Source organism: Arthrobacter sp. P1_A5, from assembly GCF_056406825.1.
Window position 1 is genome coordinate 1 of sequence record NZ_JBFTZL010000245.1, and the last position, 4363, is coordinate 4363.

General features: G+C 64.8%; 6 protein-coding genes. All 6 read left to right on the forward strand.

The window, feature by feature from the left end; genetic code table 11:
- A partial coding sequence (locus AC1D1S_RS19530) for an amino acid synthesis family protein (RefSeq protein ID WP_476995257.1) occupies positions 1-369 on the forward strand: 369 nt, incomplete at its 5' end.
- On the forward strand, positions 366-920 hold the full coding sequence (locus tag AC1D1S_RS19535) for an amino acid synthesis family protein (protein ID WP_476950234.1): 555 nt from the start codon (positions 366-368) through the stop codon (positions 918-920). The genes AC1D1S_RS19530 and AC1D1S_RS19535, both read left to right, overlap by 4 nt.
- Before the next feature lie 13 nt (positions 921-933).
- A complete protein-coding gene (locus AC1D1S_RS19540) occupies positions 934-1671 on the forward strand; it encodes an alpha/beta fold hydrolase (RefSeq protein WP_476995258.1) in 738 nt (245 codons plus the stop codon).
- Positions 1661-3148, forward strand: coding sequence for an aldehyde dehydrogenase (locus tag AC1D1S_RS19545; protein WP_476995259.1), 1488 nt, complete (start codon positions 1661-1663; stop codon positions 3146-3148). The genes AC1D1S_RS19540 and AC1D1S_RS19545 overlap by 11 nt, the downstream gene beginning before the upstream one ends.
- Before the next feature lie 11 nt (positions 3149-3159).
- Positions 3160-3363, forward strand: coding sequence for a tautomerase family protein (locus AC1D1S_RS19550; RefSeq protein WP_476995260.1), 204 nt, complete (start codon positions 3160-3162; stop codon positions 3361-3363).
- Between the two features lie 51 nt (positions 3364-3414).
- Positions 3415-4363 (forward strand): LLM class flavin-dependent oxidoreductase (locus AC1D1S_RS19555; protein WP_476995261.1); only part of this gene is annotated, 949 nt, incomplete at its 3' end.

Consider the following 4363-nt stretch of genomic DNA (forward strand, 5'->3'; position numbering starts at 1 on the left):
ATCCAGGCCTTCGGCAAAGCAGCGATCGTGGGCACAGACGGCGAGATCGAGCACGGCGCCGCGCTTATCCACACACCCTTCTTCGGCAACCTCGTCCGGGAATACTTCGAGGGCGAGTCAATCATCTGCTTCGCCGATGACCGCGGCGACGCCGGCGCGTCACTCGTCGTCCCGCTGTGGCACAAGAACGCCGCAGCCACCCGCACCCACTACCAAACCATCACCACCCGCGTCAGTGACGCACCCCGCCCGGGAGAGATCGTCGTCGCTCTCGGAGCCTCCACAGGTCCCCGGCCACACCCCCGGATCGGTGACCGCCTCACCGACCCCATCGTCAAAGCAGACACCCTAGGAGAACTTGTTTCATGAGCATCCGTAAGATCGTCACCATCACCGAAGACGTCCTCACTGAAGGAGGACGGGAAGTCAGCCCGGCAGCAAGAGTCGCCGTCGTCGCGGCCATCATCAAGAACCCGTGGACCGGGCAGGGATTCGTTGAAAACCTCTCCGAGGGCATCGACGCCAACGCCTCCGACCTCGGCGCGCTGCTCGCCCCACGCGTGCTCGAGGCCCTCGGCGCCCCGGCGGAAGCCTACGGCAAGGCAGCCATCGTCGGGCTCAACGGCGAAATCGAGCACGGCTCGGGACTCATCCACACACTTGCCTTCGGAAACCACTTCCGCGACGCCGCCAACGCCACGACGCTCCTGCCGGCAGTGGAAAAGCGAGGCCCGGCCGGTGTCATCTTCGATATCCCGCTCAAGCACATCACMGACGCGACCATCCGCTCCCACCACCAGAGCATCGAGGTCAGGATCAACGACGCACCCCATGCCGATGAAATCGTGATCGCCCTCGCCGCCGCTGCCCAGGGCCGGCCCCAGCAACGACTGGCAGCCTTCTCCACCGAAAAGAACTGAGGTGCCATCCGCCGTGAGCCGTGAGCGTGTAGCACTGATCCACGGGGTGGGACTGGACGGATCGATGTGGAATCCCCTCCGCGAATACCTCGAACCCGAATACGACGTTCAAATCCTTGAACTACTCGGACACGGACACCGTCCACCGGCGCCCGAAGGAATCACGCTTGCCGAGCTCGCGGCGGACGTCGCCGAACGACTCGAACCGAACACCCATCTGGTGGGATTCTCGCTCGGAGCCCTGATCGCCCAGCACCTGGCCCGGTACCGCCCCGACCTGGTTGCCAGCCTCGTGTCGGTCGCATCCGTGTGCGCCCGCACATCCCAGGAGCACGCCGCCGTCATGGTCCGGCTGGCCTCCGCCGAAACAGATTTTCCGGCAACAATCGAGGCATCCATCCGCCGCTGGTACCCCGAAGACTCCGCCGTCCCGGCAGAACTTATCCACGCCACGCGCGAGGTGCTGCAAAGGAACGACCCAAAGTCCTTCCTGGCCTGCTACCGCGTCTTTGCCACCGCCGACGCTGAAATCGCACCCGAACTGCCGCTGATCAGCGTTCCCTCCCATGCCGTGACGGGCGAGCTTGACCCGGGCTCAACACCGGAAATGAGCGCGCGGCTTGCAGCAGCCATCCCCGGCTGCACCTACTACATCATCCCCGGCGCACGTCACATGATGCCGGTCGAGCGTCCCCAGGACCTCGCCCACACACTGACCGCCTTTATCAAGGAGCATTCAGATGTCCATTGAACTCCGCTACGACCACTTCATCGGGGGTACCTGGTCCGCTCCCGCCGGCGGCGAATACTTCCCCAGCACCAACCCCGCAACACTCGAGGTGCTCTACCAGGCAGCACGCGGAACAGAGGAAGACGTCCGCCGCGCCGTCGCCGCAGCCAAAGATGCCTTCGAGTCCCCGCTGTGGCGCGACCTCACGGCCACCAAGCGCGGCCACCTCCTCCGCCGCCTCGGTGACCTGATCGGCGAGCACGCAGACGAACTCGCCGAACTCGAAACCCTGGATAACGGCAAGCTCCTGCGTGAGATGCGCGGCCAGCTCGCCTCCCTGCCCGAATACCTCTACTACTACGCCGGTCTCGCCGACAAGGTCCAGGGCAGCCAGATCCCCACCAACTCGATCACCATGCTGAACTACACCCAGCGCGAACCCCTCGGGGTCGTCGGGGCCATCACACCATGGAACTCGCCCCTGACGCTGACCACGTCCAAGCTCGCCCCCGCCCTGGCGGCCGGCAACACCGTGGTCATCAAACCCAGCGAATACACCTCCCGGACCATCCTCCGCGTCGCCGAACTCGCCTCCCAGGCCGGGTTCCCCGACGGCGTCGTGAATGTTGTTACCGGCTTCGGCCAGGAAGCCGGGGCCGCCCTGGTCAGCCACCGCGACCTGGCCAAGATCTCCTTCACCGGCTCGACCCAGACCGGGGCGCGCATCGCCGCCGAGACGGCCTCCCGCTTTATCGGCTCCACCCTGGAACTCGGCGGCAAGAGCCCCAACATCGTGTTCGAGGACGCGGACGTATCCAACGCCGCGATGGGCGTCATCGCCGGAATCTTCGCCGCCGCCGGCCAGACCTGCATCGCCGGCAGCCGCGTCTTCGCCCACCGCAGCGTCTACGACGAACTCGTCGAACGCGTCGCCGAACGCGCAGCATCCATCATCATCGGCGACCCGCGCCTGGCCACCACCGAACTGGGCCCGCTCGCCTTCGGCGCCCAACTGGACAAGGTCAGCTCCTACGTGGACCTCGGTGTCAGCGAAGGCGCCACGGTGCGGACAGGAGGCAAACGCCCCGACACCGACCTTCCCGGCTACTTCTTCGCCCCCACCGTCCTGACCGACGTGAACAACTCCATGCGCGTTGTCCGGGAAGAGATCTTCGGCCCGGTCGCTGCGATCATGCCCTTCGATTCCGAGGACGAGGTGGTGGGCCTGGCCAACGACACCGAATACGGACTCGCCGCCGGAATCTGGACCCAGAACCTCGCACGCGCCCACCGGATGGCACGCAGGCTCGAAGCTGGAACCGTGTGGGTCAACACGTACCGGGCCATGTCCCCGATGTCACCGCGCCAAGGCTTCAAAAACTCAGGAGTCGGCATCGAGCACGGACTGGAGTCCATGAACGAATACACCCGCCTCAAGAGCGTCTGGATCAACACCGACGAAGGCCCCGTCTCCGATCCATTCATCATGCGCAGCTGAAAGAAACCCACATGCCACTCATCGAAGTATCGATCGCCCGGGGCCGCAGCCCCGAACAGCTCCGCTCCCTCATCAAMGAGCTCCACCAGGCAGCGGAAAAGGCCGTCGGTGCTGTACCCGAAAACACCACCGTCATCATCCGCGAAATCGAGCACGAACACTGGTCCCGCGGCAACCAGACGATCGCCGAACGCAACGCCGCAGCCACGACCTAGCTGCAGCATTAACCGTGCCCCGGCGGACCGCCGCCAACAAAGGAGTTATCAATGCGCTTTTCCCTCTTTGTCCATATGGAACGCTGGGACGAATCCGTCTCGCACCAGGAATGCTTCGAGAACCTGACCGAACTCACGCTCATGGCCGAGGCTGGCGGTTTCAGCACCGTCTGGATCGGCGAGCACCACTCGATGGAATACACCATCTCACCCAGCCCCATACCGCAGCTCGCCTACCTCGCAGCACGGACATCAAAGATCCGCCTCGGCGCGGGAACCATCATCGCTCCCTTCTGGAACCCGCTCCGGGTCGCCGGAGAGTGCGCCCTCCTGGACGTTATCAGCAACGGGCGGATGGAAGTGGGCCTGGCCCGGGGCGCCTACCAGTTCGAATTCGACCGCCTGATGGGAGGCATGTCAGCCGTCGACGGCGGCAAGCACCTCCGCGAACTCGTTCCGGCAGTGCGCAAGCTGTGGGAAGGCGACTACGCCCACGACGGCGAAGTCTGGCAGTTCCCCACATCGACGAGCGTCCCCAAGCCCGTGCAAAAGCCGACCCCGCCGATGTGGATTGCCGCCCGCGATATCTCCTCGCACGAGTTCGCCGTCGAGAATGGCTGCAACGTGATGGTGACCCCACTGATGAAGGGGGACGAGGAGGTCGAGGACCTGGCACGCAAGTTCGACTCCGCTGTCGAGAAGAACCCCGGCATTCCCCGCCCGGACCTCATGGTCCTGCGCCACACCCACGTCCACTCCGCAGACGAGCCCGAAGGCTGGCGCCGCCCGGCCGAAGGCATCAACAAGTTCTACCGGACCTTCGATGCCTGGTTCGGCAACAAGACCACCCCGAAGAACGGTTTCCTGGAGCCCAGCCCCGAGGAAAAGTTCGCTGACCGCCCCGAGTTCACGCCGGAGTCCCTCCACAAAACAGCCATGATCGGAACCCCCGACGAGATCATCGAACGGCTCCGGAAGTACGAGGCCCTCGGCGTCACCC

Bases quoted from the DNA above. Each gene is read 5' to 3' on its own strand.
- AC1D1S_RS19545 (WP_476995259.1), top strand. From the start codon at position 1,661: ATGTCCATTGAACTCCGCTACGACCACTTCATCGGGGGTACCTGGTCC.